This is a genomic window from Aquimarina pacifica, from assembly GCF_000520955.1.
Lineage (GTDB): Bacteria > Bacteroidota > Bacteroidia > Flavobacteriales > Flavobacteriaceae > Aquimarina > Aquimarina pacifica.
This window is the reverse complement of record NZ_JACC01000009.1, coordinates 70376-95273: the sequence shown is the minus strand read 5'-3', so window position 1 is coordinate 95273 and position 24898 is coordinate 70376. Positions and strand designations below refer to the sequence as shown.

14 protein-coding genes and 1 tRNA gene are annotated in these 24898 nt (G+C 33.9%); 11 read left to right on the top strand and 4 right to left on the bottom strand.

The window, feature by feature from the left end; all coding sequences use genetic code 11:
- Nucleotides 1–9 precede the first annotated feature (9 nt).
- From DZ60_RS0106645 to DZ60_RS0106625, 5 genes are all read left to right on the top strand, one after another.
- Nucleotides 10–2211, top strand: coding sequence for a fibronectin type III domain-containing protein (locus DZ60_RS0106645; RefSeq protein WP_152537383.1), 2202 nt, complete (start codon nucleotides 10–12; stop codon nucleotides 2209–2211).
- Nucleotides 2212–2214: 3 nt separating this feature from the next.
- Nucleotides 2215–7143, top strand: coding sequence for a T9SS type A sorting domain-containing protein (locus DZ60_RS0106640; RefSeq protein ID WP_025741310.1), 4929 nt, complete (start codon nucleotides 2215–2217; stop codon nucleotides 7141–7143).
- Nucleotides 7143–8531: a PKD domain-containing protein gene (locus DZ60_RS0106635; RefSeq protein WP_025741309.1), complete on the top strand. Its 1389-nt coding sequence runs from the start codon at nucleotides 7143–7145 to the stop codon at nucleotides 8529–8531. Before DZ60_RS0106640 ends, DZ60_RS0106635 begins: the two co-directional genes overlap by 1 nt.
- On the top strand, nucleotides 8532–14480 hold the full coding sequence (locus DZ60_RS0106630; RefSeq protein ID WP_025741308.1) for a fibronectin type III domain-containing protein: 5949 nt from the start codon (nucleotides 8532–8534) through the stop codon (nucleotides 14478–14480).
- A gap of 221 nt (nucleotides 14481–14701) precedes the next feature.
- Nucleotides 14702–17230 (top strand): TonB-dependent receptor, encoded by a 2529-nt coding sequence (locus DZ60_RS0106625; RefSeq protein ID WP_025741307.1) that lies wholly within the window; start codon nucleotides 14702–14704, stop codon nucleotides 17228–17230.
- Nucleotides 17231–17266: 36 nt separating this feature from the next.
- Here DZ60_RS0106625 and DZ60_RS0106620 read toward each other — a convergent pair whose 3' ends face one another.
- Nucleotides 17267–18154, bottom strand: a complete 888-nt coding sequence (locus tag DZ60_RS0106620) for a DMT family transporter (RefSeq protein WP_025741306.1) — start codon at nucleotides 18152–18154, stop codon at nucleotides 17267–17269.
- Between the two features lie 141 nt (nucleotides 18155–18295).
- Here DZ60_RS0106620 and DZ60_RS0106615 point away from each other — a divergent pair, with 141 nt between their 5' ends.
- From DZ60_RS0106615 to DZ60_RS0106610, 3 genes are all read left to right on the top strand, one after another.
- Nucleotides 18296–18598 (top strand): hypothetical protein, encoded by a 303-nt coding sequence (locus tag DZ60_RS0106615; protein ID WP_161634368.1) that lies wholly within the window; start codon nucleotides 18296–18298, stop codon nucleotides 18596–18598.
- A gap of 108 nt (nucleotides 18599–18706) precedes the next feature.
- Nucleotides 18707–18835, top strand: coding sequence for a hypothetical protein (locus tag DZ60_RS25665; protein ID WP_262482380.1), 129 nt, complete (start codon nucleotides 18707–18709; stop codon nucleotides 18833–18835).
- Between the two features lie 135 nt (nucleotides 18836–18970).
- A complete protein-coding gene (locus DZ60_RS0106610) occupies nucleotides 18971–19888 on the top strand; it encodes a hypothetical protein (protein ID WP_025741304.1) in 918 nt (305 codons plus the stop codon).
- 255 nt (nucleotides 19889–20143) lie between these two features.
- On the opposite strand, the gene DZ60_RS24850 is transcribed toward DZ60_RS0106610, so the two are convergent.
- Nucleotides 20144–20341, bottom strand: a complete 198-nt coding sequence (locus tag DZ60_RS24850) for a hypothetical protein (protein WP_152537381.1) — start codon at nucleotides 20339–20341, stop codon at nucleotides 20144–20146.
- A 633-nt stretch (nucleotides 20342–20974) separates the two neighbouring features.
- Here DZ60_RS24850 and DZ60_RS0106600 point away from each other — a divergent pair.
- Together DZ60_RS0106600 and DZ60_RS0106590 are read left to right on the top strand one after the other, a co-directional pair.
- Nucleotides 20975–21502 carry a hypothetical protein gene (locus DZ60_RS0106600; RefSeq protein ID WP_152537380.1) on the top strand — a complete coding sequence of 176 codons (528 nt, stop codon included), beginning with the start codon at nucleotides 20975–20977 and terminating at the stop codon, nucleotides 21500–21502.
- A gap of 588 nt (nucleotides 21503–22090) precedes the next feature.
- Nucleotides 22091–22636, top strand: coding sequence for a Yip1 family protein (locus DZ60_RS0106590; protein ID WP_025741301.1), 546 nt, complete (start codon nucleotides 22091–22093; stop codon nucleotides 22634–22636).
- Nucleotides 22637–22661: 25 nt separating this feature from the next.
- Here the strand turns inward: DZ60_RS0106590 and DZ60_RS0106585 are convergent, their stop codons facing one another.
- Nucleotides 22662–23171, bottom strand: coding sequence for a hypothetical protein (locus tag DZ60_RS0106585; RefSeq protein ID WP_025741300.1), 510 nt, complete (start codon nucleotides 23169–23171; stop codon nucleotides 22662–22664).
- Nucleotides 23172–24001: 830 nt separating this feature from the next.
- Here DZ60_RS0106585 and DZ60_RS0106580 point away from each other — a divergent pair.
- Complete coding sequence (locus tag DZ60_RS0106580) at nucleotides 24002–24265, top strand: hypothetical protein (RefSeq protein ID WP_025741299.1); 264 nt, start codon at nucleotides 24002–24004, stop codon at nucleotides 24263–24265.
- 532 nt (nucleotides 24266–24797) lie between these two features.
- Here the strand turns inward: DZ60_RS0106580 and DZ60_RS0106575 are convergent.
- A tRNA-Leu gene (locus DZ60_RS0106575) sits at nucleotides 24798–24879 on the bottom strand.
- Nucleotides 24880–24898 lie beyond the last annotated feature (19 nt).

Sequence of the window (24898 nt, the reverse complement as noted above, 5' to 3'; positions counted from 1 at the left end):
TATTGTGATATGAACATGGGTATAAACAAATTTTTCATCCAAAAGAAAGTATCTCAGTGTTTTATTAGAACTACTGATATCCTAAAAACCTCTGCCAAAAACCTGATAATAGTAGTATGCCTTGTGTCATTTCAGTATGGTAAAGCGCAACAAGCAGATATTTTAAACATTGAAGATCACAAAATTGTTGTTATGAGTCGTCCTCAGATAGAAGGAAAAATTTTATTGAGATGGGGAACGACAACAGCAATAGCATGGAAAAAATTAAATACATACGGCTATCTGTTAAAACGATATACAGTAACTAGAGATAAAAACACATTAGCACAACCTGTTGAAAAAACTATTGGCGTTTTTAAACCTAAGCCATTAGAAGAATGGGATACACTCATAGATAATAACAATAATGCGGCGGTAATGGCTCAGTCTCTTTATGGTGAAAGTTTTGATATTGAAGGAATGGACAAACTCTCTGCTATCGTAAACCTTGCAGAAGAACAGCAACAACGATATACATGGGGATTGTATGTAGCAGATCAAGATTATACCGTGGCAGAAATGGCTGGATTAGCATATGTAGATCACGATGTGCTACCAAATGAAAAGTATTTGTACAAAATCACATCCTTAGTTCCCGAGATAGAACTACCTATTAAAGAAGGAGGCGTATTTACAGGATTAGGAGATTATCAGAAACTACCTAAACCGCTAGATTTAGCAGCTATTTTTACTGAACAGAGCGTCATGCTTAACTGGAATTATGCCATCCATAATAAAACCTACAACAGTTATTTCGTAGAACGGTCTGAAGATGGAGAAACTTTCGTACAACTAAATAAAAAACCATTAACCGGTTTAAACAATAGTGACAAAACCAATGCAAAACGTATGTTTTATCTAGACTCTATCGTTACACAAAAAAAATATTATTACCGAGTATTAGGTAAAACTCCCTTCGGAGAATTAAGTCAACCATCGAATGTCGTCTCAGGAAAAAGTGAAAAGCAGTTACCTTACACTCCTAGAATTACCAATAAAAACTATTTAGATGACCATCGAATTATATTAGAATGGGAATTTCTAGAAGAAGGAAACCAATATATCAAAGGTTTTGAACTTAGGCGTAGTGATAAGGTCAACGGAAAATATACTACGGTTATGAAGGACATCCCGCCAGAAGCTCGAAAGCTAAAATATGATAGCTTATTACCCACTAATTATTTAACTATTACGGCTATTGCAAAAGAAGGATTAAGTAAAACTTCATTTCCTGCTTTGGTACAACCAGTAGATTCGTTACCCCCAGTAAAACCTATAGGTTTTCAGGGTAAAGTAGATAGTTTAGGTATCGTAACTCTGCAATGGAAACCGAATACAGAAAAAGATATTTTAGGATATCGGGTATTTAGAGGAAATAATAAAGAAGAAGAATTTTCACAAATTACAGTGTCTCCTCACCAAGGAACCACATATTATGACAGTATCTCAGTAAAAAACTTGAATACAAAAGTGTATTATCAACTCATTGCTGTTGATGAACGCTTTAACATGTCTCCTCCATCTGATGTTTTAGAACTTAGTAAACCAGATTTTATCCCACCAACACCAGCGGTTTTTAAGACCTACAATATAGAAGTAGGTAAAGTAATGCTAAGCTGGGCTAATAGTTCTAGTGCAGACGTAAATAAGCATGAACTCTATAGAAAAGATAATGACACCCTAGATTGGATGTTAATACATACAATACAATCAATAAAAAATGATGAAGAAATACTCCCCAAAAATGAATCAAACCAAGTTTCCCAAACTTCTTATGAAGATACTGCCATAGAAGCAGGAAAACTATATAGCTATACCCTAATTGCTATTGACAAAAGTGGTTTAGAATCTGATCCGGCAGTGCCCTTAACTGTAAAAATTCCCAAAACAGGATTAAAGCCTCAGATACAACGCTTATCTAGTTATAAAGACAAAGAAAATGGGTTTATAGAGTTATTCTGGAAAGCATATAAAGAACCTAATGTTGCCGAATTAATGATCTATAAAGGAGTAAAGGACCAATCTGTTTCATTATTAACAAATGTGGCCCCTACAACAAAACGCATTGTAGACAAAAAAGTACATCCCAATAATGAATACACCTATGTCATTAGAGCAGTTTTTATGGATGGTACTCTAAGTGAGACTGCTCAATTAGATATAAAATATTAGAAGATGAAGAAAATAATACTCGTGCTATTTGTAGGATTACTGTATTTTCAAACTAGTCATGCACAAGATCAATATTACTTAGAAATTGCAGGAGGATTTGTTTATACAGGGACTAGTGCTGTTGGTTATGAGCCAGGTTATGGTAGTTACCAAGCTATAGTTTATGATAAAGATGATGTACTGTTATCGAGTATAGGGTTTAGTGACAGAGGAACCGATGAATACTCGGTTGACGGAGGAATGGCTATATCTGCAGGAGTGCTTTTGTCAAAACGCCCTTATACTATCCGATATAAGTTTGACTATTGCCTTATTATAGATAATGATGATTCTACCACATGTGACGTAAGTAATACATACTCGACAGTCTTGGACGGAACAAGAGACTTATTTGATCACGTATATAGATCCTCAACAAATGGCAATTTTACACATCATGTAGAAGCTGTATTAATGCCTTATCTCAACGAGCGACTACTAAATGCCAATGATACCTCAAAAAATATATGTGTAGACGAACCTATTTTCCCCATAGACAGTAGTAATCCAACAGAAGATATACCAGGTTTGACATGGTTTTATTATGATAAGGCGGGCTATTGGGAAAATATCTATGAGTTTTCAGATAATTACCCATTAAACGCTTCGGTTTTTGAGGTTTTTGAAAGCTTTGGATTGCATTTTAATTACACATCTAGGAATATGCAACTACGAATGCAATACAAACCCCCAGGATCTAATGTACGGGCCGCTCCCCCATTATACGAAGGTGGCGTACTAGATGAAGGAGCATATGCCATTGTTGAAAGAGTCGTAGAAGAATGCTCTCCCGATTTTGTAGATATAAATGCAATTACACCAACATGCTCTAATTCGGGTGATGGAAGTTTTATATTAGAATTAAAGGGTGAAATAGATAATGATCAAAACCTATTCGTAAGTGTTTACTGGGATGAAAATAATGACGGAAATTTTGTTACTGACGAGTTTTTAGTTAATAATTATGATAGTACTAATAACTCATATCTCTATGACGATTTAGATATTGATGGAGAGGACATAACATTCAAATGGAAACCTCGAACCGGAAGCTATGAATTAGGCGATGGTAGATACGCAGTGGTATATCAATTGTATCCTGATGGAGACACCCCTGATGACCCAGCAAGTATAGAAGAATCCTATTCTTTTACGATTAATGCACCCGACCCTGTAGAATTTTCTGCCATAGGAATTCACCCCAAATGCTTTGGTGATATCCCCAGCATTAGAGTAACCCCAAAAGGAGGTTCTGGTTCATTTGAATATAAGCGCAATACTAATGATTGGGAAACCCTACCAAACAATGGTATCATTGCTAATCTATCTGCAAGTACACATAACATTAGAATTAGAGATACCGATGAATGTGTGGCAATGAATGGTGATAATCCAAAGATAGTGACGATTACTTTTGATGCAAAAGAAGAAATCACCTTTGATGGAGATATGACTCCTGCGCTTGGCTTTGGCTTAAATGGTGAAATAGAATTAAAAGATTTTGATGGAGGTAGTGGAACTTATGAAGATTATGAATGGTTTAGATTGGGCCAAACAACACCTATCAATGGAGAAAATTCATCTAATTTTATAGGTCCTGCAGGAAAATATATAGCAGTAGTAATCGATAGTGAAGGGTGTAGAGGGGAACAAGAATTTGAGATTACACAACCTCCCTTACTCGAGGTAAGCATTAGTATAACTAGACCCATTACTTGTTATGGAGATAATGATGGTGCTTTAACCGCAACAGGGGCTGGTGGACTTCTCAAGAATAGTGAAAACTATACCTACGAATGGCATAGAGAAGGTGATGCTTTTCCTCTAGGAACAGGAACAATATCAGGAACAGGAACGCAAACAATAACAACACTTCCTAATATCGGAGATGGAATCTATTATGTTATCATAACAGATAGTAACGGAATAACAGCACAGTCCGAAGATTTTGATTTTTCAGAACCAGATAAAGTAGTTTTTTCTGCCGCTCCAAAAGATGTCTCTTGCCATGGTGGCAATGATGGAACAATTACCTTAACTGTATCAGGAGGATCAGAAACCTATAATTATCAAATCGATGATGGAACATGGACTAATTTTAGTAATGGTGATGCTATTACAAACCTTCAAAAAGGCACCTATACAATACGAGTTAAAGATACTAATAACTGTACGGGGTATTCTGATAATGAAGAAGAATTAGAGGTAGTCGTTGATCAGCCAGTTACACCACTGACCATAAGTTTAGACAACATCAACTTCCCATCAGGTTTTGGATTAACGAATGGAAATATTGATATCATTGTATCTGGAGGCACACCAGGATACACCTATTCTTGGATAAACGAAATAGGGGATGAAGTCGGTATTGACAAAAACTTAATCAATATTGGAAAAGGAGCATATACTGTAACTGTAGAAGATATTAATGAATGTACAATTAGCTCAGAAACCATAGAGGTTACAGAACCGGATCCATTAGTCGTAACCCTTTCTGCTACCATGGTACAATGTTTTGAAGCTGCTGATGGCACCATTACTGCCACACCAACAGGAGGAGTGCCTAATTTAGATTCAACCTATAATTATCAATGGCAAAAGGAAATTGCAGGCTTATATACCAACATAGGACAAACATCACAGACAGCTACCAATTTAGACCCAGGAATCTATAAAGTGATTGTTACCGACTTTAAAGGTAACTCTACAGACAATCCTCCGCTGATAAATCCACCTATAGTAGTTCCTTCTGTAGTAATTACCCAACCAGAATTATTAGAAATTAGCAATTCTTTTATAAAAAATAATATCTGTTATGGTGGAGATCATGGTTCTATTGACATAGAAGTTATAGGCGGAACATTGCCCTACCATTATGCATGGTATACCAGTGATGATGATTTGATTTCAGAAGATCAAAACATCTTAGATTTACTGGCAGATACCTATACCATTACAGTAACCGATGCTAATGATTGCCAAATTACGGTCCCATATACCGTTTTAGAACCCAATCCTGTCACTATCACTTACACTGCATTTGGCACGCCATCAACAGCCGGAGCCTCTGATGGATGGGTCGAAGCCCAAATTAGTGATGGATCAGGGATGGCTAATTTAGTATATTCCTATCTATGGACCGATGCATCAGGAACATCACTCAACGCACAAACCACCACAAGCATTATTGGCTTATCCAACGATATTTTTCAGATTCGATTGGAAGGAATTTCTGCAGGAAACTATCATCTAGATATTGATGGAGTAACCAACCCAGATACTGGTCAAGAGTATAACTGTACTTTGATAGAAAGTGAGTTCGAAATGTATGATCCTATCGAAGCTACTATTGCTGTACATGTTCCTATTTCATGTAACCAAAATAATACCTTTAACAATCCATTTTCTGATGGACAATTAATTGCTACAGTTACAGGTGGCTTACCTTTTACAACAGGACAACCTTATAAATATTATTGGAAAAAGCAAGATGATTCGGGTACATATATCGATTTACCTGCCCAGACCACAGCTATAGCCGTGGACCTCTCAACAGGAAATTATGCACTTAATGTCGAAGATGCCTTGGGTAGAATTATAGGAATATATGATAGTGCAATACTCATTGAAGCTACCGATGAACTATATACATTCGAAGAGCCAGAATTATTAGAAGTAAGTATGAGCAGTACAGCAATCACCTGTGATTCGGGTAACAACGGTACAGCTTCAGTAAATATTTCTGGCGGAATCTCTCCTTATACTATTCTTTGGTCTAATGGTAGTTCTACTGCAACGATTACTGATCTTATCGCAGGTAAATATATCGCTTACATTATAGATGCCCGAGGATGTGAAGTCACAGGACAAGTTAGCGTCGATCAACCCGGTGGGCTAGAGATCAAAGTAATAGAACAGATTAATCCTACTTGTTATTTAGGAAACGATGGCAGCATTTCTGTAACTGTCGAAGGTGGTACACCGCCATACACTTATGCATGGGATACAATCAATAGCAATAGTATGCTTGCACAAGAACTCCCAGCTGGTATTCATAGATTTCAGGTCACCGATGCCTCAGGGTGTATGGGATTTAAGGATATTGAACTAATTGATCCAGAACCAACTCTAGTGAATTTAGGTAATGATAGAACCTTATGTAATGGTCAGACACATGGCTTAGATATTACTATTGATGATGATCTGGCAACTTATTCATGGACTTCGGATAATGGATTTACAAGTAACACTCCTGCAATAACAATAACAGAAGCAGGAACCTATACCGCCACCCTAACCACTAGATTAGGATGTATTGGTACAGATACAATTAGGATCACAACTTCTGCAGTCGATATTGACTCGCAATTAGTAATCACCTCGCAGGCCTATGCAGAAGAAGATGTAATTGTCGTTAATGCCAGTGATCCCCTAAGCATCAATACCGAATGGATGATTTCTGGTGGAGAAGCAGAAATTATTGACGAAAGTAACGAGGCTCTAGTGTTGCGTTTTAATACACCTGGTGCTTATGAAATTACCCTTAGATCTTATCAAGGCGATTGTTATCAAGACGACATGAAGCCTATCATCATAGATGAACCCAGAACTCTAATAGATGATATAGAAACTAATTCCCCATATATTTTAGAATTTGATACGTTTCCTAACCCTAATTCAGGAAATTTTACCATCTCTGTATCACTTGCTGAAGAAAGTTGGATTTCGCTCCGACTTTTTAATCTCGTATCTAATACCCCTTTGATAACGCAGGAAAGAAGCAATAGCAGTAATTACACTATTGATAACAGTATGAATTTACCCTCCGGAATCTATTTCTTATTACTAGAAACCGAAAAAGAAAGTCAAATACGTAAAATAGTAATTAACTAATGAAGAATTACCTTAATACAGAATATAGAATAATACCCAAAAGCCTACGTCTTCTTTTTGGGAGTATTTTTCTGTTTTTGAACTGTGCCACAGAAGAAGCTCTTCCTGTTACTGCTGATTTTAGCTTAGAAATTGTAGATGGTGATTATTCGATCCCAGTACTAGTTTCTATAAAAAATACTACAGAAGGAGGTGAAGATTTTTTATGGGATTTCGGAAATGGAAACCCAAATACTTCAACTGACAAACAACCCGGAATAATTGCATATGATGAACACGGCACATATACCATACGATTAGAAGCTAGTAATGAAGACGGAAGCTTCAATTCTAAAGAAATGACAATAACATTAGCAGATGCGATAACTATTGGTTTTGAACCGACAATCATTGAAAATAATTATGCTCCTATGAAAGTAGAAATCAATAATACTACTCTGGGGGCCACTAGTTATATCTGGACTTTCGAAGGAGGCTCTCCTTCTTCTTCAAACGAACAACATCCCTCAAATGTTATTTTTAATGAACCCGGAGAACATATTATCGGTCTCCAAGCGAGTAACGGACAAGATGTATTTCAAACACAAGAAACCGTTACTGTAGCACCCTATCTCGAAGCTTTTTTTTCTTATGAATTTCCTTTTGAAGATGATGACTTTCAGGTGCCTTTTACTCTAAATATGAATAATGAAAGTATTAGTGCCACATCATATATGTGGACTATTGAAAACGGACAGCCCCAAACAACCACAGAACAAAACCCCCAAATTGTTTTGAGTACACCCGGAACATATACAATACAATTAGAAGCTACTAACGGTAAAGAAACTAAAACTAAAACTGAAAACATAACCGTTTACGCCAATACCAATCTTAGAACCATTGAAAATATTAAATTAGGTATTAATACTGCACATAGCAATAATACTCTTGGGGCATTTTTCTCTACCACAACGCGGGAAGTATATACCAAAGATCAAGTTACTGAAACTAACGGAAGTCTAATAGACATTGTATTTTTTGGGTTAAATAGTACATTTACGTTTAACAAATTCATTACCCCCAACGAAGCAGCATCAAGCACTTTTGATGCTATACCCAACGCTACTCATACTCAATTTATCAATTTGCAAGAATCTTGTGCATGCAGCGCTTCACTTAGTTCCTCTCAATTTGATAACATGCAAGATGACTCCTTACTATCAGAGCTCGATATTGAAGAAACCGATCAAGGATTAGAAGACTTTGATGATTCTCTTCTCCCTAGAATCATTTTGTTTGAAAATCAACAAGGAATTAAAGGAGCCATTAAAATAAAAGAGTTTGTTACAGATGGACAGAACTCTTATGTATTAGTTGATATTAAAATGCAAAAAGAAGCCTATTAGATGAAACGAATATTACTCTATTTTCTACTACTATTTTCATGTGGACTAATTACTGCACAAATATATCCTGTACAAGTTACTCCGCAATTAATACCACCACATAGTCTAAAACTTAGTGATTATCAGACTACGGCAAGCGAGAAGTTATTTGTAAACCTATTATTAACAGATGTAAATGAAATAGGGAGACGGGTTCGTCTAAAAATGAAAATTCAGGGTCAGGGACTTAATATCGAAACTATAGACTTTGTTTCTGGGGCCTCTCCTATATTTCTAGATGGCGGAATCAATACTAGATTATCTAATCTGGACCTACGGCCTTATTTTGATTTGAATAACCTACAAGGAATCTCACCACAACAATATAGTGAAACCCTACCTGAAGGTTCTTACAATTTTTGTTTTGAAGTATATGATTATCTATCTGGTCAATTATTTTCTAGACAGAATAGTTGTTTCAATGTGTACTTACTCCTAAATGACCCTCCTTTTCTTAACTTACCGAATACCGGAGATTTGATCACTGCTCAAAATCCGCAAAATATTATCTTCAATTGGACACCAAGACATCTCAATGCCACCAATGTACAATATGAATTTACGCTAAAAGAATTATGGGATACAGGGATGAATCCACAGGCTGCTTTTGTAGTCTCTCCTGCGCTGTATCAAACCACAACCTTAGCAACCACTTTACTTTACGGTCCCGCAGAAACGCAATTACTAGAGGACAAAACGTATGGATGGCAAGTACGAGCTATTGTAAGTGATGGAGTTAGTGAAACTTCTGTCTTTAGAAATAACGGAAATAGTGAGATTTATTACTTCAACTATCAAGCTGATTGCAAAGCCCCCGAATTTATTATTTCGCAAGCCCAAAATTCTCAGACCGTCGCTATTACCTGGCAAACTTCAGAGCATTTGAGATATGAAACCCAATATCGAAAAAAAGGATATACTGATGACGATGATTGGTTTACAAGTTATGCCTATAACCCAGAAACTACCATCAGAAATCTAGAAGGCGGAACCACTTATGAGTTTCGCGTAGGCGGAGAATGTACCCCTAACGGCGGGTTTGCTTTTTCTCAAACCCAAGAATTTACAACACCAACAGAAGAAGAAACGGCATATTACAATTGTGGGGTACTTCCCGAAATAGAGATTACGAATCAAGATCCCTTACAAAACATAGGAGTTAATGAAATATTTACTGCTGGAGATTTTCCGGTAACGGTCAAGGAAATAAGCGGAAGTAATGGAGTGTACTCAGGATGGGGATATATAAGTGTTCCTTATTTGGCATTGGTAAAAATACGAGTCGAGTTTGATAGCATAACCATTAATTCTGATTATCAGCTAACCAATGGGATTGTCAAAACAAGCTATGATGCCAATTGGGAAGGTATTGCCAATATTGACGATGCCATTGAAGAAGTTTTCGGAGATACGGGAGACATCGATAAATTTGATGCTTCGACAATTGATATTGCCTATGTAGAAGTCGATGAAAACGGTAATGTAACACTAATCGATGAACAAGGTGTAGCACATCCTATAGAAACCGACACTCCTGTGGTAATTACAGACGCCAATGGCGATCAATGGACCGTTGATGAGGCGGGTAATGTAACTGAAGGTAAAGAAGCCGATGGGGGTACACCAACCGCAGGAAACACAAATGGGATTACCAATAGTGGAAATGTAACCCAAATATCAGCCACTGATGTGGCCGTATTTTTTAATACATCAGGTTTTTATGGGACAGATAAGTTAAGAGGTAGTATTAGTGACACTGACTTTGCCAATTCATATGAAACCATTGAACAAGCTAACGGAGGAAAATATAATGTCCTCTATAAAGTCATCTCTGATGTTGCAGAACATGAGGAAGACTTTATGACCGCTACTGCTACCTTAAGTAATGGAAAAACGACAGATGATATTATTTTTAAAACCATTGAAGGAACCTCAATCCCAGCAGAATGGAATGGTAATACCGCTACTATAGCCCTTACCAAACGTTTTGATTTTGGTAAAGAAGAAATCCTTGCCAACATAAAACCAGAAAATAGTACGGGTAAGTATGATATTGCAGGTAAAGTCAATGTGTGGCATATTACCAAACAGCTAGTGAATATTACCTTAGTACCTATAAATGGGGCAAGTATTTCATCTTCAATCGCAAATGAAATCAATGCCATCTACAATAAGACAGGAGTTGATTTTAACATAACTACAGCTCCTTCATTGACTATTAATACTGGTACTTGGGATGTCGAAACTTCTAATGGCACTTTAGATATCGGGGATAGTAGTGTTTTAGCTCATTATACCGCAGAAGAACGAACCATCTATGAATATTATAAAGAGCAAAGAGGTGTTGAGTCAGAAATGTACTATGTCTTTGTACTTGGTGATGATATCCCTACAAGCGATCCCGAAACTGAAGGGTTTATGCCGCTTAAACGCCAATATGGTTTTGTATTTAATCCTGAACATCTAACAAAAACGATTGCACATGAGTTAGGGCATGGTATTTATGGGTTAGAACATCCATTTACAGAATACGGAGTCCAACAAGAAACTACAGATCTTCTAATGGATTATGGTAGTGGCATGGAGTTTACGCACATGGATTGGCAAAAAATCCATGCACCGGGAATACAGTTGTATCTGTTTCAGAATGATGAGGATGGGGAGAGTGTTGGAATATCTCGATTATCGGATTTAGATGATTTTAAAAACGAATTAGATGGTTCCTATTCATTCTTATCCCCATCTGGAGAAATAATTACATTACCTAACACTACAAGTTCGGTTTATTTTAGTACTGGAGACACCTATGGAGACACTGATATTGTTGCTCCCTTAGGTTCTTTGATTTGTTTTGTTGATAAAGATGGCCAAATTTATACACACAAAATTGGAGAAATTAGTGAAAAAAGTAAAGGCTTTGGAAGAAAAAAAGGGAGTGGGGTTTACGAACCTTATGTAGATGAACTGACTGATAAAATAGGGAAAGAAAATATTTCTCCTATTTTAGGAAAACTGTGTTTAAATGCTACCTCTAGTGGTTTTATTTTTCAGGTAACTTCTATTACTTATTCTAGTATTGAAGAATATATTAAAGAATCCATAATGGGAGATACTATTTTAGTAGCTTCTGATGAGCATATTCAATCCATAGATTTTATTAATAATTTATTCTTAGAAAGTACTAAAATCAAATTACTAGAGACATCAAATGATGAAAGTATAGTAAAAGAAATTCAATTTAGCCTAGGTAAAACTTTTGATAACGAATTAGTACAAAAATATATCATTAGAAATAGTGAAAATGCACAATGCGATTCTCCCTACTCACCCTATATCATTGGATTATCAAAATTAATCACTAAATATCCAAACATCCATATACTCAGTAATACCACTGATGACCACATATATGAAGATGAAGAAAATAAAAGAATCATTCAAGAAAGATTTAATATTCTAAAATCTATTCAAGATGTTTACGAATCCGGTAACATAACATATGACTATCATAATATTTCTCCAAATGAAAATAATACTCCACATCTTAATATCTATGCTTCCTATTTTAAAACGTATGCTATTGCTGCTTCAGGATATTCAAAATTCTATGAATCATTACAAACGAATAACCTAGCTAAAACAAAAGAGGCTTTTACTAATTTAAAAGGATCTGAATTTACATTAAAGCAATTAACCTATGAAGAAAGGTTTCGATTATTGAATAAGATTATTGAAAACCCTGCTGAAATTGATGAGTACCAAGATCTATTAATCGCTTTGCTTTGTAATACGCCCTCTGAGCAATTACAGCAATGGTATGATGATTTATCACTAGATTCTAACACTGGTGATATTATGATTATTTATAAAACCCTTGGAGAAGAAAATAAAGAATATTTTGTTAATTTCTTGGTTCAAATGCAACAAAAAATTAATCCTGCACCTTTAATCCTCCCTTCTACTTTACCAATAAAAACTGCAGACCTAGTTCTACCTGATGGTGAAATGTACTTTTATCGAGAAAATTATTTTAACGTTCATAATACCGATGTTTTATCAGACTGTAAGGGTATTTTGACAGCAACTCCGCCATGTAAAATTTTCTTCACAGAACAAAAGGACGTTCAAGGCTTTAGCCCTTTTGAGTCAAATACGATTCGATTTGGATATTTAAATGCTATGACCCAATCTAATCAAGTAAAAGCTTCTTACACTTTTTATGATGGTAATCCATTAACGTCATTCGTAAGAATAGATTTTTTAGACGAATTTAATTATGCGGGAATAAAAGCAGGCGACTCTAAAGTAGTTCCTCTAATATGGGCTTATCATTTTGCTCATAAACATAATGAACGAATTGAAGGACTAAAAGGTAAAATAGCAATGGCCACTTTTGGTATTCTATCAGCTCCTTTCGGAGGGTCATCCGTAATTATAGCTTTAGATATAATACTAAATGTGGGGACTATTGCTATTGCCATAAATGACGACACCATACAAGCAACAAATGAAGGAAAAGAATTTATTAAACTCTGGGATAAAGCTATTGCTACCTATGGTTTAGTTATGGGAGGTAAAGCCCTATTTGACTTAAGTAAAGAAGGTACAAAACAAATATATTCTGTAATAACTAAAGATGGTCAATTCACTAAATCTTTAAAAGATCTTTCAAAAACTGACAATGGAATAACCAAATTAGATGAATTGAAAGATTCATATAATGATGCTATACAACATGCCAAATCTATTAGTAATAATCCAGAGATAATACAATTCGAAAATATTGTAGATCAATCCTTCAAGGAAGCTGAAATTATAAATTCAATCAAACAAGGGTTTGATAATACAGTTTTAGAAGTAAAAAATTATGAAGTTTTAAAAATTGGCGATCAAACAATAGCTACTTTAAAATATCAAAACAATACCAAACAAATATTAGTAGTAGATTTTGATACTGCTAGACTTGCTGATGATGCTGTAATGGATGGATATGAGAGCGTAGGAACATTGGCGGTAAATACTAAAAAAAGCGAACAAGTAATTTATGAAACTGTTGAAGTCTTTCGTAAAACAGCCACCGGAGATTATTTTGTAAAAACTGCGGTTAATAGTTTTGACTATGTAGACGCATTAATAAAAGTTAGCAGTTTTTACATCTCTTCTCCATTGTTCGAAAATCATGCCAGTGCAGTCTTAGAATCACTATTAGAAAGTGCTGGAGTCGAAGACAATAAAAATAAAGCACTAGAGCTAACAAAGCTTCTTAAAACCTCATGGGGTGTTTTTAAAACTATCCAAAAGATTAATAATGGTATTAATAGAATAGGTGAAGAAACAAGTGAAAGTATAAGAGCTGCTGCGATGGCAAGAGCTATTGACAAACAGTTTTCTGGTAAACTGAATGATATTATAGCCAATAAAACAATTATTATAGAGGGTAAAACTTATGAAGTTGATAAAATTTTAGAAGGTTTTATTGGTACAGAACTTAGAATGATTGTTGGAAATAATAAAAAATCTCTGGATGAAGCCGTAAAAAAAGCCACCGACGAAATCAATACCATAGTAAATAGTCCAAAATTATTGACATATAATATGGGACGAGAAGTTGTAAAAGATTACCCCAGTCTCTTAACAGATAAAAACTACGGTTTAATTAATGAAATAAGTAATCGATTCATTTATAAGCAAAAACTAGGGTTTGATGGACTTAACGAATTTTTCCATTTAACAAAAAGTAGTAGAATAAGAAGTCTTAGCCAACTTTTTAAAAACCTTAATCAAGCAAAAACAAAATTTGGTTCAAATACAACTGTCAAATTTGAACCCATAAAAGAAGGAGAAATCAAAATTATAGATAATAATGGAAAAGAAATAGCTCGATTTATCGACGGGATACTACATGAATAAAAAGTATATCTCTAGCCTCAAAACCTCCCTTCTTCTCAGAAAATCCTTAAATATTCAAAGAGTCTATTTTGAGAGTTTAGAGTATTATAAAAAGTTAGAGTTCGAATATTTAAGATAGTATAATTCAAAGTCAAAAAATACTGAGTCTTAAGTAATATATGATGAAGAGAAAACAAAATAGAGAGATAATTAAAAACAACTATTCGAAAAAATAATTACCATTGATTTCAATTTGGGGAATAACATATAAAAAACATCATAGCTTAGGGTGTTTAGTAGGAAGATTTTGGAATTCATCTTACCCTAAGATCATATTTTTGGTAATGTTCTTTTGGATGATATCCAATACCGCCAACGCCCAAAATGTAGATTTAGAAACCCTTACTGATGCCAAGAAGTTAAAAGTCAGTGGTGGTATTGCTACTAATGGCGTATATTATACTTCTAATAATGTACAAGGTAGAGAACCCTTTACCTATTATATCCAAGGATTTCTTAATGCCAGTTACTACCTATTTTCTATGCCTATTAGCTATAATATCTCTAACCAAGGAGAGCAACTGGATTATCAGGTACCTTATAAATTTAATCGTCTAAGCTTACACCCAAAATACAAATGGATACAAGCTCATATAGGGGATGCTAATATGACCTTTTCTCCTTATACCCTAAACTCACATCAATTTACCGGAGGAGGTATAGAACTTACTCCGCGTGGAGGTTTTTCGTTTAGTGCTATGACAGGACGTTTACTCAAAGCTACCGAAGACGACGGCAATGCTAATACTATTCCTGCTTATCAGCGAATGGGATATGGCGCAAAGCTCGAATACAAGCAGGATCAACTTGCTCTAGGTGGCATTGCTTTTTATGCCAAAGACGACCTAAGCTCTATAGCAAGTATACCCGATGAAAAAGGTGTAACTCCCAAAGAAAATCTAGTTGTAAGTATTTCAGGAGGTTATACTTTTTTTAAAGATCTACAAATAAAAGCAGAATACGCCTCTACCGCCATAACCCAAGATAGTAGAGGAACAACAATTGAAGAATCACAAGGATTAGCCGGACTATTTCTCAATACCAAAACATCAACCGAATTTTATAATGCCATGATTGGCGAAGTAAATTATAGTTTCAAAAAATCAAAAGTTGGATTGACTTATGAGCGTATTGATCCAGGATATGAAACATTAGGTGCTTATTTCTTTAACAATGATTTTGAAAACATAACGGTAAATACCAGTACCGTACTTTTTAATGACAAAATCAATCTCGCTTTTAATATCGGATACCAACGTGATGATCTCGAAAACCAAAAAGAAAGCGAAACCAGTAGAACAGTAGGGTCTGTAAATCTGTCATGGAGCGCTTCAGAACGCCTAAATCTATCAGGGTCATACTCTAACTTCACTACATTTACTAACATAAAGCCCAACCAATTTGATGACATCAACGATGATGATTTAACCGATGAAATTTCTGAAGAGTTAGACTATAGACAACTCTCCCAAAATGCCAACCTTAACATTAACTATCTTTTATCCAAAACCAAAAAACTACAACAAACTATCAACATCAATTATGCATTAGCCGATGTGGCTAATGAACAAAACGGGATTGTTCGGCTAGGAGATGCCTCTACTTTTCATAATACTATGGTTTCTTATACCCGCGGATATCCTGATTGGGGACTAACTATCAGTTCTGCAGTAAATGCAACCTATAATACTATCGGGAGAGAAGATGCACTAACATGGGGGCCAACATTGAGTATTTCTAAGAAATTACTGAACAATAAAATGAATACTTCTATAGGCTCATCTTATAATACAACCCGCGGTATAGATAATACCAGTAATGTTGCTAACCTCAGAGCAAGTGTCAATTATATTTATAAGAAAAAACATAATTTTAATCTCAATGCTATACAATTGTTTAAATCTACTGATTCAGAATCAATCGATGAGTTAACCTTAACATTTGGATATAATTATAACTTCGATCTTTCTGTAAAAAAGATTAAACTCAAGAATAGAGAAAAAATTAATAAAGAGCCTAAAAAAGATACCCTAAAGAATAAGAAGGAAAAAGAGCAAAGGCTGAAAAAAGAAAAAGGGTTTAGATTTTCTTACAAAACCCATAATTTTGAAGGAGCACATGGTAAGATATATCAGGAGATAATGGCTATTGGCGAATCGGATCGCTTTAATGACATCCGTAAAATAAAAGGTATAGACCAAAAGCTTGCAGAACTTAGAAAAGAAGCGTACAAAAATGTTAGAAAACCTCACAAAGTGTTTAAAGAAGCAAGTTTGGCTTATCTTAAGTATCTATACGATCACAAAAATTTCTTAAGCAGTTATTATAAACTAGCTTTTGGTAGTCTACAGCGATTGTATACCGATTCTGAAGAAATGAATCTAATTATAAAAGATGAATACGTAAGACAGCAAGTCAAAATTAATATGGCGAAGGAAAAAAACGAAGCGATAACAGATGAGATGAATAACGATTTAACTCTTAAGAAAAAAGGATATACCGCACACCAATGGATGCGACAACAGTTGAAGCAAATTACTTTTGAAGATTTATTATCTGATCATGGTATGCTTAAGACTTTTAAGACAAAACATATTTCCAAAATATTTGAGATGAATTTAGAAGGTAAAACCAAAGAAGACATCGAAAATTATCTAGAGGTTAGTTTTGCAGATTTTTATCATAAAAAATCATTCCAATTCATAGAATAATAGTTTCTGATACCAGCTTAAAAATAATAAAACACTTTATTTCGTCTTAGCCTTCGTCTTTAAAGCTAGAATATTTCCAACAAGAATTAGTGCCATTCCTAAATAGGCAAATAGATCTGGCCTATATTCTTCAAAAATAGCAGATATAGTCAAAGCAATAACAGGAACTATTATAATGGCATACGCTCCCGTGGCAGCTCCTACTCTTCCAATTAATGTTAGATAAGCCGTAAAGGCAATTACAGAACCAAAAATAGCCAAATATGCCAATGAAGCCATATATGAAAAAGAAAGATCAAAGTGAATGGATTTTCCGCTAGATAATGCTATGCATAACATAATTATAGCTCCATATAACATTCCATAACCATTAGTCTGCACCACCGGAAGTTTAAATGCACGTTGATTAAATGCTGAAACAATATTCCCTAATGAAGCAAGAATAATCGAACTTACGCATAAAATCAACCCCTTAATTTGATCATCAAACGCTATTCGTCTAAATTCGGATTGATAAATTAAAATAGTTCCTAAAAGACCAAAAATAGCACCGATAATAATCTGTTTTTTAATTTGATCTCCCAAAAAAATAGCACTAAAGAAAATATTCATAAAAATTAATGTAGAAAAAGCTACAGCTACTAATCCACTACTCAAATACAATTCAGCCAAATACACAAGCCAATAGTTTGCCCCGAACAACAACACCCCTTGTAAAGCAATAAAAAAATGTTGCTTTAAAGTAAAACCCAATCTAAGACTACGAATTTTAGCATACCCCAACAATAAAACCCCTGCCAAACCAAATCGATAAGAAACAGATACAATAGGATCAACACTCCCCAGTTGATACTTGATTACATACCAAGTAGATCCCCATATTAAAGCCGGAATAATAAATAACAAATAATTAAATTTAGGCATTCGATGTTTTTTTTAATGGAAGAAATTAGTTAAAACTCAATACTGGTTTTTAGGTTCAAATGTATTTATAATTTATTAGCTATATTCTACATTTAACATGCTTTAAGTTTACAATCTAACTAGTAGTTTCAAATAATGCTCTTGAGGATCATTACAGATAAAAAAACAAGAAGTATTAAAACAGATGAGATCAACCCTATTTTCAATTATCTTTGGTACTCTATCATTTCTAGCCTGCTAATGAAACTATCAAAAGCTCTACACCTATTTATAAAAAAATATCTGCTCAGAATATTCATGGGGTTTGTTATGATACTTCAATTAAGCTGTTCTATTCAAAATCACAACTCACCTACTATAGAAAACGGAATACTGGATCTTTCGGATTGGGATTTTAATCAAAACCCCGAGATAGTTCTAAAAGGAGAAAGCCTTTTTTACTGAAAACAATGGCACTTATTAACAGGAGATAAGAACAAAATATATGAGCTAGCAAGAACTTCTTTTTTCGCCGAAAAACGATTAGGATTAGAGAAGGAAGTTGATGAATTTTTGCATACCGAAAATGGTGTTCTGGTCGATAAAATCGGACGACTAAGAGGTGTCTATAATGCAACGCTGCCCACAGAAATAAATAGAATGATCGAAGACCTAAAGATACTTACTCGCGAAAAGCAATAAGATTTAGGGAACAACTTCCTTGCAATGTATAATTGCTCCGAACATTACCTCAGCTACACCGGTTATTACTTTGGGCTATAAAAATCCTTAAAGTACAGATACATTCGTATTGTATAATTTTAAAAAACAATACTTATGAGTTACGGAGAAAATTTGTACCGCGCAGAGAATATCATTGGATATACAGGAGACCCTCAAAATAATCCAACGGTCTATTTTGAGATAAAAAACAGAAAAGGAGTATCAACCTGGGGACGTATTACTCAGGATCATACCTTAGAATCAAATATAGGAAGAGATAAGGTCCGTACATCATCAAAATATGTGATCGGAAATCAAAAAATTAATGGAGTATGGCATGGGGTAGAATATAAAGGGTCCGAATTTCTTCATCAATCACGGGGGCAATTCATACGATTAAACGATCAAAATGAAAATTTAAGAGATACACTTGCCAATGCAATAGATCTATTTCCTAAAATCAAAACAGATTATCTTGATATATTTATAAGAAACGGGGTTGCAGAAATGAACGAGAATACACAAAATCTCGAACAAAAAGCAAACTACTTATCTGACTTAGATGAGGGGATAAATACCGTAAAAAGAGACGTTATTAATATCGAGGGAAAGATTAATGAAGCTGAAACAGAAGTTGCACGACTAAAAAAAGATGTAAATCTTATGAATACCGCTCTAAAAGCTAAACCTCGCCCAAGTAAACTCGAAAGAAAACAAATTAACGGAAACATTGTTCAGATAAAAGCTGACATCCGCTTTTATCAAAAAGAAATAAAAACTGCCAAAGCAATGGTGAGAGAAAATAACACTAAAATAAAGAAAGCAGAATCAAAATTAAAAACACAGAGAACAAAACTAGAAAAAGCATTTAAAAAACAGTCTGCCCAAAAAGCGAAAGCAGCAAAACCAAAAATAGGTTCAAACGTCTTTGCAAAAATGTCTAGGGCAAAACCGACACCTCGTCAAGGAGTTCTACCAACAAATAGAGTAAATCGACAAACTTCTGCCAAAACAAAAAGAGTAAACATTTAGTGTTACAAGACGAAGTAATCACATAATTTTAATTATCAAAAAATGTCTTTAAAAAAACAAACCCTTTGCAAACTTTTAATTTACAAAGGGTTATTTGTTTAAGTACTCAAAGTAAAAATCTATAATATCAACTCCATGATAGGCTTTACCTGTTACAGTCATAAAAGCTATTTTTTCATAGGAGATTCTTTTTCTCGTCCCAGTTATTCTTTTATCTTTCGTTGACTTATCTCCTTTACCATCAATAAGACATTATTAGGTAGTTTCGATCTCACCAAATTTTGATAGTTCTAAGAAAGGAACTCGTTTTTTGGTACCATCTTCTTGTTTGATTTCGACATCGATATTATATGTGGTACCTGATCTCCTTAGGATGATTTTAATTTGTTGTGCCATGAGATTGAGGTAATAAGATTGGGAATTCCTAACACCAAACTCTATTGAATGATTCATTTGATGAGAGCCTTAGATGCGCCATTGATCTATAATATGTCAATCAAGAGTTTTGGGTTTCAGGTTAGAGTGCACACAAATCGTATGCCTTAAGAGGTTAAATCAGTAATGAGAAGAGACATATGCTACGTTTTGTGAATTAGAGCATCCAACCTTCGTTTCTCAATTTCTAAAAAGAATAAAAATCTTCGAGTTCTAAAAAATGAAACAAGTACGCTGTAATATTGCATTTTACTAGGAAAGTAATGGTCAAAAAAAAGAAGGAAAAATATCATTATCAGTAAAAAAGCAAAAAAAGTACTGTATAGTTTGTAACATTTCTCTGGGTAGAGACATAAACCTATATAAAGTTCAGACATATGAGATGCTATACAGGGAAAAAAATAAATTATTAATACACTGATGTTTATGAAGTATTTTGAATCCAGATAATGCAGAAATTTTTTCAGTGCAGATTTTGAGCGATTTATACAAGTAAAAAACTCGCTGCGTCATAGTATGTCGCTAGTTCGAGTTTGTAAATATGACCTATATACCAAGTAAGCAATACTAAATAAAACAAAATCACAATAACCATTATAAATCCCCATACTGGGCACTACTAGTATGGGATTAAAACAACAATCAAAAAATATGAAAACTATACTAAAAGGAGTTTTGTTCCTAGTACATACGATTGTCATTACCGTATCGTGTACCAGTGATGATGATAAATATTATCCTAATACGGTTACCGTAGATGGTGATCGTATCGAACTCAAAGGTGCATATACAAGAGACTATAAAGAGCGTCAGGAAGATTACACCTTTAAGTATTGGCATTACTTGGAGCTATTTGGAGGTAATATTGAGTATGTCAATCTAGAAGAAATGTACAATGGTACTGGTTTTTTGTTTGCAGCAGTTCTCAATACGAACTCAGAGAAGCTAGAAGGAGGTACATATACCTTTAGTGCCAAAGACAGTCCTTTTACTTTTTCTAATGCGGTGTACTGGACTGCTTTTAATCCAGATAGAGAAAACCCTGATCCTGCGTTTATCACATCAGGAACTATAAAAATCGTACGTAGCAGTGAGGATGCCATTCATATCGATGTAACAGATACCAGAGGAAATCGTATTACAGGAGAGTATAACCTATTTATTCGTGGGTTGTATTAGACAATATACTAGATAAAAATCATCGATGAGATTTCAAAAAAACAATAATTTTTTACGTCGAAGATTCATTTTTCTCATTTTTTGCATTTCTCTTTTATGCTTTGTGGGAAGTAGAATTTTAAAAACAGCTTATACTATTCAGTTATCTCTGTGGGAACTGAACTTGAGTATACTATTTTTTAGCATGGTGCTTATTTATTTTCCTATCCATTCAATTGAATTACACAACAGAGTATTGATATGCAAGAATATTTTCGGGCTTAAAATTAAAGAATTTAATCTACGAACTAAATACACCAGAAAAGTAGACCAAAGCCCTAAAGTCAATCAAAGTGAATTAGCAATGATTCTTTTAGGCAAAAAATATACATCTACTATCGATATCAAATTTAAGTCTCACAAAACAACCCTTCGTTTTGATGGAAATATTTTATCTCAAAAAGGATTAAAGAGCTTTTTTATTAAAACGAAAAAATGAACATAAGAAATTATAAAAATATCCCCATAGTTCAATTATTGAGTGTTTTTTTAAAAAGGCCTCCTTAAAAAAGATACTACATTAAAATAAAAATACTTTAGCAACAAAAGATGAAATCAATACTATATACACTTTTTAGAACAAGAAAAGGCTTAGAACTTCTCGATGATGAATTCGAAGATGATCTAAGAAGAAAAAGCGCTTTAATTTTTGCGTTCTATGGAATGGTACAGTTTCTTTTTTATTTTGATAAAAGTCAAGAAGCGAATACATTTATAATAAACCTACTACAATTATGTATCTGTATGTTGTTTTGTGTCTTATTAGGTTTGACGTATGCTTTTATACTATTCAAAATCGCACAATGGATCGACGGAAAGGCCAACTATATAGAGATTTTCTCTTTGTTAGCATATGCCTTTACACCTCTTATCATTGGGCATATACTGGTTGCTTTCTTACAGCATCCCAATTTGTCTATGTATGAATTTAATACCCAAATAGCAATCATATACTTGAGCAGGTTTGTTGCTCTGAAAATTCTTATTCAGGGACTAATGAAATTTAATCAATATGGATTTAAGAAAGTATTGATTAACATATCTCCATTACTCATGTTTTTGATAGGAAGTTTAGCTATCAAGGTTTTACAATAGTTTATGAAACCCTAGTAAACTTAGGCTATACCAACTGAGAATCCAAAAATTTAATCGTTCTGTAATAGGTTACTTTAGAGATTCCAAATTCGGCACAGGTCCTTTCTCGATTCACATTTGGATTTTTTTCGATATATTTTCGAACAAGCATAGTTTTCTGGATAGATTCCATTTTTGGTATTGCACGCCTTCCTTTTGGAGCTTTCTTCTTAGCTTTTTCTTTTTTTAGTTTATCAAAGTCAAAAATGGCATCATAGTTTTCTAACAAGCGCATCTCATAAGGAGTCTTTAATACACGAAACGTCATGGATAGAATAGAATTGTTTTCATGCATTTTGATATGATTATACACATATATAGCCACCTTCGGTTTTTTGAAATCCTGAACCAAAACAGACCCTCGTAACAATCGGAGTACTATATTTTTTTCTTTGCTCAGAAAACCTACCACTTCTTCAATCTCTTTTTGAGTGGCCATACGTTGCACAAAGTCGAATTTATTTTTCAGACTTTCTTGTTCTTTTTGTTTTCTCATAAACTTACCTAATAATGCTGCTTTTACTTGATCAATACTTCTAAACTGCTTCTACTATATTGATGGCAAAAACAAATATAATAACAATGTCCTCTCTATAAAATTTCTATACTATTACATCAAAGCAAGAATAGTTAACGCAATAGTTTTGGTTGAACTAGATATTTGTCAACTCCAAAATTCAATTTACAAATTTATACTTGCAATATTACCCTTGCTTTAGGTGCTATTTTTCTTTGTTCTCCTAGAGATAAAGAAATAGTACCTGCAAATTTGCCTTTTAATCAAGAATTCTTACGCTACATTACTCCGTCGATTTAATAAAAAATCACGTACTAAAACCAGATTATCTGTTTGAAATTGTATTGCACCACCTGTTCTAAAAAGATACGTATGCTTACACATTCTAATGATCCACCTTCTTTACTCATAAAGATTTTTTAAGAAAAATCTACTCATTTTTTCATTTACACTTCCTTCAGAAAATTGATGATGCACTTCTGTAGTTTGAAGAAAAATATGAATAATATTTCTATTATTGACTTTTTGAAATACTTACTATTAATACCATTTAAAGGGAAAATTTTTCGTAGACAACGGTATTTGTGCACCGATAATACACTTAAAAACTATTATGCGATTATTTCTAAAAATCAATATGGGTAATGGGGATTAAGTTTAGTATTTTTAACAAGCAAATTATTAGTGTTATATAGATAATCTATAAAAAATGATTGCTGAGGAAAACCGTAACCGTAGTAATAATAAATTATTGATATTGCAGCCCTAGAAATTTTAAGAAACTAATAAAAATGAAGTTAAAATAACCTATGAAGATTGATGATGATTTTATTAAACAAAGCCTTAAAGAAGCTTTAATTAAAGGTTTTCTTTTCATTAGGGATCATCGTAATAATAAAATTAGTGTTTGCGATGGTATTTTTACCTTTAACGACTGCCAACAACCAAAAACAATTAAGACCATAGAAGGTATTTTCTTAGAAGCTTTAAAATTGACAAGATATGTTCAGTTCAATGATGATAAATATTATAGAACTGGGTCAAAATGGGCTAAGAAACCAAACACTAAATAAACCATGAGTGCTTTTGATCCAACGTTGTTATAGTGTTGATTAGAGTCGAAAAATATGTTTAAAACAACTATGTGATTATTTCTAATAGATATGGGGCAGTGAATGTTCTATATAAAACTGTTAGTCAAAACTTAAGAAGATTCATTCCTTAACCAAAATCGTGGTTCATTAATTTTGATTTTTAAGACAGAAAATACTGTATTAGATTTGAGAAACTAAATTGAACTCATAAAAAAAGTGTCGACTAATAATACAAAAATGAAATTTTCTATCTAAAAGAAACATGAAAATTAGAATTGTGGAAAGAAATAGGGATGGAAGAATAAAGACTACGACAAACACTGCCTCTTAAACAAATATCACTATACGCATCAGTAATCACCACCACTTATAGAAAACCGTTATATACTTAGTAATAGCAAATTGTTTAAGCTATATGTAACTCAAGAAAGTATCGTGCATACTTAATTTCGGCATTACCCAAAAGAAAACCCTTTGTAAGTTTCTAATTTACAAAAGGTTACTAAATCTGTACTCAAGGTGGGAATCGAACCCACACGACCGAAGTCACTGGATTTTGAATCCAGCGCGTCTACCAATTCCGCCACTTGAGCATATTCAATTCTGAATTGG